This window comes from Actinomycetota bacterium (assembly GCA_030682655.1).
GTDB lineage: Bacteria > Actinomycetota > Coriobacteriia > Anaerosomatales > JAUXNU01 > JAUXNU01.
This window is the reverse complement of sequence record JAUXNU010000104.1, coordinates 1-4899: the sequence shown is the minus strand read 5'-3', so window position 1 is coordinate 4899 and position 4899 is coordinate 1. Positions and strand designations below refer to the sequence as shown.

Here is a 4899-nt window from a genome sequence, read left to right as displayed (position 1 = left end):
TCGTCTTCCCGACGCCGCCCTTCTGCGAGGCGATGGCGATCCGCCTGGTCGTTCTCTGCATTCGTGTCCCCTTCATCGATTCGCGGGCAGCGCCCACTTGAGCGTACCGAGCGGCCATTGGCACGACCTTTCCGGGAGTGTTCTTCTAAGACGACAGGCCGTCGCGTGGGTCGAGCGTCATTCCGCGGCCCCCGTCCGCGCGCCCTGTCGGGCGTGTGGCTCGGCCAAGCCTGCCCCAGTCGATCCGTGCAACCTCCTGGGCCGTCCGCGAGCTCTGTGGGGACAGATGCCGTGATACCTGCTCGAGCAGGTGGAGCGTGGCCGCGGTCTGCTGCAGTCCCGCCGAGAGCTCGGGGAGCGCGTTCTCGTTGCGCCACGCCGCCCACTCGGACGGGCGGAGCGCTTGGGCTTCTGCGAAGACCGTCGCGATGCGGGTCGCCGTAACCTCGAGCGGCTCGTCGCCCCGACACGCCTTGACCATCACGCTGGCGGCTGTGTCCTCGTCGATTCCCGCGGTCATGAGAGCTCGGGTGTAGAACACACGTGTCCGCTCGGGCGCCCCTTGGAGCAGGCGGTTGCGGGCCACCAGCGGAGCGGTTCGTATGATGCCTTCGCCCGTCCTCAGGAGCTGGATGCTCACGGCGGCCTGCAGCACGTCGGGAGCCAGTCGCTCTCGCACGTCCACCTCTGCGTTGACGCGCGCGGATGCGAGCTCATCGGGATCGGCGGTGTGATGGCGTTTGAGCTCCACCGCCGCGTCGGCATACGCAGTGACCTGCTCGGCGATCGGCGCCACCGACACCAGCTTGTCCACGATCCGATCGACTGCGGCCTTCGTCTCAGGTGAGACGTACTTGTATGCAGCTCGGCCGCGTCCAGGCAGTGTGCGAGACAAGGCATCCAGGTCGCGCGTGAGACCTGAGACCGTAGGGAGGGCAAGCCCCGCTCCGATTCGCCGGCGTTCCTCGACGGCCAGAGAGAGGGATGTGGTGCCGAACATGCGGATCTCGGAGCGCGCGCGACCCTTCGCCTCATACACACCCTCGCGCACTGCGCCGTAGATCTCGCGGGTGAACGCCCCGCGAAGGGCCTTCAGCCGAGGAGCGGGTATGTGGCCTGCTCCCCCTCGCCGCTCGGGGACTACTCGCTTGAACGCAGGACTGTCGGCCCTGTCCCAGAGCATGATGTGCGCATGCGGATGCCCGGCCACGGGATTGTGGTGGGCCGCCACCCAGCGCATGTTCTCGCGCGGGATTCCGGTAGCCGTGGACAGAGCATCGACGCTGGCGCGAACGTGGCGCTCCCACTGCGCCTTGGAGTCCAGGCCAAGCTCCTCGGCGTCAGCTCGGCTGACGGAGACGATCACGCGGTAGAGCGGGGCGTGCGAAAGCCCTGCGAGCTCATCGGTGACGGAGGCAAGATCGGGGATGCCGTTCTCGTCGAACAAGCCGTGGGCCCCGCCGTCGGCGACGACGCCGGGGCGCTCGGCGATGTAGCGGGTGTACGTGGCGTCGTCCGCGACATCACGAGTCACCATCCGCGCGACGGAATCGGCCGTGACGGTCAGGTCCGTGCCGGGCCGCGTGGCTATGTAGGCGGCGTGCGCGCCGTCCCCCGCGCTCGGAGCGGCGTAGCTGACTTTGACGACGAGAGGCCCAAGTGTCACGGCGTGCTCCCCGCCTCGTCATCGTCCGGCCTCGATTCGGGCTGCTTCGCACCCATGTATTTGAACCCGTGGCCCTCTGCCTCTCGCCACATCTGCGTGACACCCTGCGGATCGAGTTCGAGGACCCTGCTGAGTATCTCGCGGTCGAAGTACACCATCGCGGCCGTGATACCGCCGACCCGATAGAGCCTCTTATGCAGCCGCTCCGAGTGCGTCTCCATCTCGGCTTTGACAACGCTGCGCAGTAGACGCTCCACGTCGTAGTAGCGCTCACCGAAGATCTGCGGGTCCATCCCCACCAGCATCACTTCGCGCCCTTTGACGGCCATCGCAACGCCGTCGTTGGCCGCCAAGGCTGAAAGCCTGTCGTAGTCTTCCGGCGTCAGCCGGATCATCAGGCGCTTCGGCCTTCCCGCGCTCCCCAGAGGCACACGCTTGTTTGACACGACAGGCACCCTTCCATCCGAGAACTGGTATGCAAGAGCGCATGGTACGCGCTCTGCACGAGTGCACAGGACTTTCGCCTCGGAGGACAGATCAAAGGGCCACTTTCCGAGCAGCTCTCGTGCTCAACTGTGAGCAGCTCCAGGTCGCCGCAAGTGCCCGATAGCAACTCTGCCGCTGGGCGGAGTCTCGGACGCGTTTCAGCTGCTCACCGGCTTAGCCGGTGATGCGTTCCCTTCGCGGTGCTGCGTATTGAGCAGCGACGCTTATCCTGCGTTCTCTCTTCAAGCCCTGGACTCGCTGAACCCGGTGCGAGTGGAGTCCGGGATGTGGCGCAGGGAGTCCGAGTCTTCGACCCCCGATACGGGTCGAAGACGGTCGGGATGTCCACAGGTTGGCTGCCTGTGGTCAGGCCGACGGACGGGCACGAGGCTCGCGCCGATCAAGGGCCAGACTTGAGGTCGAGCGCCTGTCCACAGCGGACCCAGCTGTGGTCAGGCGTAGGGCACTTCCGCGAGCAGCGGCCGGCCGATTGGCCGGCACGACACGGCAACCCCGTGCGGAACACGCGACAACGCGACGAGGCACCCGGCTCGATTGAGCTAGGTGCCTCGTCCCCGGAGAAGTGTCAGCAAGTCCGGGAAGCACACGGCTCAACGAAGAGCCGTCACGAATGATGATAGCGGCAGACGACGCGTCGCACACGTCGCCGAGAAGGGTCGATCTTGCGCCGAGGCTCTAATGGCGGGGGTTTGGGGCCGGGATGTACCCGGCCCCTCCCCGGCTTCTCTCTACATCAGCCCCAAGTCGCGAAGCGAGGCGATGGACTCGTCGCCCACGACGACATGGTCGAGGAGTTCGATGCCGAGGACGTCCCCACCCTTGACGAGGCGGCGGGTCAGCTGGATGTCGGCACCGCTCGGAGTCGGGTCGCCGCTCGGGTGGTTGTGGGCGATGACGATGGAGGCTGCCGAGAGCATCACTGCGGGCTTGAACAGTTCGCGGGGATGGACGATTGAGGCGTTCAGGCTTCCGACCGACACGGCCCACGCACCGATTACGCGGTTCTTGGTGTTGAGCGCCAGTGCGACGAACTGCTCGCGGTCGAGGTGGTCGAAGTCGAACAGGTCACGAACGACCTTAGCTGCATCCTCGGGCGTGCTCACGGAATTGAGTGCGCTCGATACCGACTCTCGCACGAGGTAGGTGGAAACCATCTGCAGCGTCATGCCTTGCGGGTATCCCTTCCTGCTCCTTGCCATTGTGGTGCTCCCTTCATTGTGACTTGCTGACAGTACCTAGTATAGCGTACCGCGCAACTCATGGCAAGCCGTATTCGCGAAATACTTGCAGGTCAGAGCATGTTTTCTTGGCAGACCCCCCGACGCCTCGCCTGTGGCAGCCGAGCATCGCCTTGACCCCATCCCCCGTCTTCCATGCCGAGGATCTGGCGACCGTAGCCTGAGCCCAGCCGGTGAGGAGCCCTCGGCTGATCGTGCCGTGGGCGAACGACAGCCGGGGGGCTCGGGCGGGTGCGGGCGTTCGGCCCTGGCTGACCTTGGCGCTATGCACGAGTGCAGAGTGAGGAGCCCCCGGACAAAGCCGGGGGCTCTGAGGCCTACAGCGCCAGCCACTTCTCCTCGTCGACAATCTCCTCGAACAGATCGTCGAAGTTCATGTTCAAGGCTCCCGCAAGGTCATTGAGCACGTAGAAGTTGATGCGCCTCTTATGCAGGACGACTGCCATCCATTCGGAGGACTTGCCGAGCAACTCGCTCGCCTCGCGGTTGTTGATGAATCGGCGGCGCAGCACCAGCCGCAACTTCGCGGGGTCGATGGGGATTGATGTTGCCGGCCGCACCCGCTTCTTGGTTTCGCTCATCTGTCTTGCTCCCTTCGGTTGACTTGCTGACACCTCTAGTGTAGCGTACCGCGCAACCAATGGCAAGACATAAAGGGAAGAAAGATGCAGTTAAATGGCACTATTCTGACGAAGCCGCCTCGCGCTCGATGATGATGTGTGAGGCGTGACAAGTTCGGATGCTGCTCATCGCCAGCTCGTCTGGGTGTGCGAGGTCGGACAGCATGTCGCGACCCGCCTTGTACTGTCGTTCGATTGCTCGCTCGATGTCCGTCAGCGCACGCTCCACCTCGCGCTCGTCCCCTGACACCGGCACCGCGAACGTGTCACCGGGGGCAAGCATGAGAGCCTTCGCGGCTATGGCGTCGATTCGGGCGTCTCTATCATCTGCGGTCATCTGCGGTCCTTTCTGGGCTCTCACGCTGTCTGGAGGCTATCTCATGCGGATTGACGACGCCTTACCCCATGCCATTCCTCAATGCCGAGGGCGAAGGACAGCCGGGGCGGTTCGGCGGGTGCAGGCGTTTGGCTTCGCCGACTTCCGAGTCGAGAGAAGGCGTAACCGTCACCACTCCGGATAGTCGCCCTCAGGCTCTGCGGGACGCTTCCGCAGATTCATGACCTTCCATTCGGCGGCGGGGCTTTCCTCCGCCCGCGCCAGCACCACGGGCCAGCGATCGAAGAGCAATCTCGGGACGTACTCCGAGGACTCCTCCAGCCGCCGCAGGTACTCGTGCTCCTCGTCCTCCCTTGGCGCGACGTGCTCGTCGATGTAGCACGCGGTGGACTCCATCATGGCTTCCAGCGTCGGACGGTCTCGCACATTCAGGACGGGATAGAGTTCGTCTTCAACCTCGCTGGCGCGTGAGGCGAACTTCTCCACGACGCGGCCGTCGATCGGACACGGAAACGGCATCGAGAGCGACGC

The 4899-nt window shown here is 64.8% G+C and carries 6 protein-coding genes; all 6 read right to left on the bottom strand.

Going from position 1 to position 4899, the window contains the following annotated elements:
* Window positions 1–145: 145 nt before the first annotated feature.
* Window positions 146–1666 carry a MobP3 family relaxase gene (gene mobP3 / locus Q8K99_06035; GenBank protein ID MDP2182109.1) on the bottom strand — a complete coding sequence of 507 codons (1521 nt, stop codon included), beginning with the start codon at window positions 1664–1666 and terminating at the stop codon, window positions 146–148.
* A complete protein-coding gene (locus Q8K99_06030) occupies window positions 1663–2112 on the bottom strand; it encodes a hypothetical protein (GenBank protein ID MDP2182108.1) in 450 nt (149 codons plus the stop codon). The genes mobP3 and Q8K99_06030 overlap by 4 nt, the downstream gene beginning before the upstream one ends.
* A gap of 789 nt (window positions 2113–2901) precedes the next feature.
* Window positions 2902–3372, bottom strand: a complete 471-nt coding sequence (gene radC, locus Q8K99_06025) for a DNA repair protein RadC (GenBank protein MDP2182107.1) — start codon at window positions 3370–3372, stop codon at window positions 2902–2904.
* Between the two features lie 356 nt (window positions 3373–3728).
* Entirely contained in the window at window positions 3729–3992 is a 264-nt protein-coding gene (locus Q8K99_06020) for a hypothetical protein (protein ID MDP2182106.1), read from the bottom strand.
* A gap of 100 nt (window positions 3993–4092) precedes the next feature.
* Complete coding sequence (locus tag Q8K99_06015) at window positions 4093–4368, bottom strand: hypothetical protein (GenBank protein MDP2182105.1); 276 nt, start codon at window positions 4366–4368, stop codon at window positions 4093–4095.
* 168 nt (window positions 4369–4536) lie between these two features.
* A partial coding sequence (locus Q8K99_06010; protein ID MDP2182104.1) for a hypothetical protein occupies window positions 4537–4899 on the bottom strand: 363 nt, incomplete at its 5' end.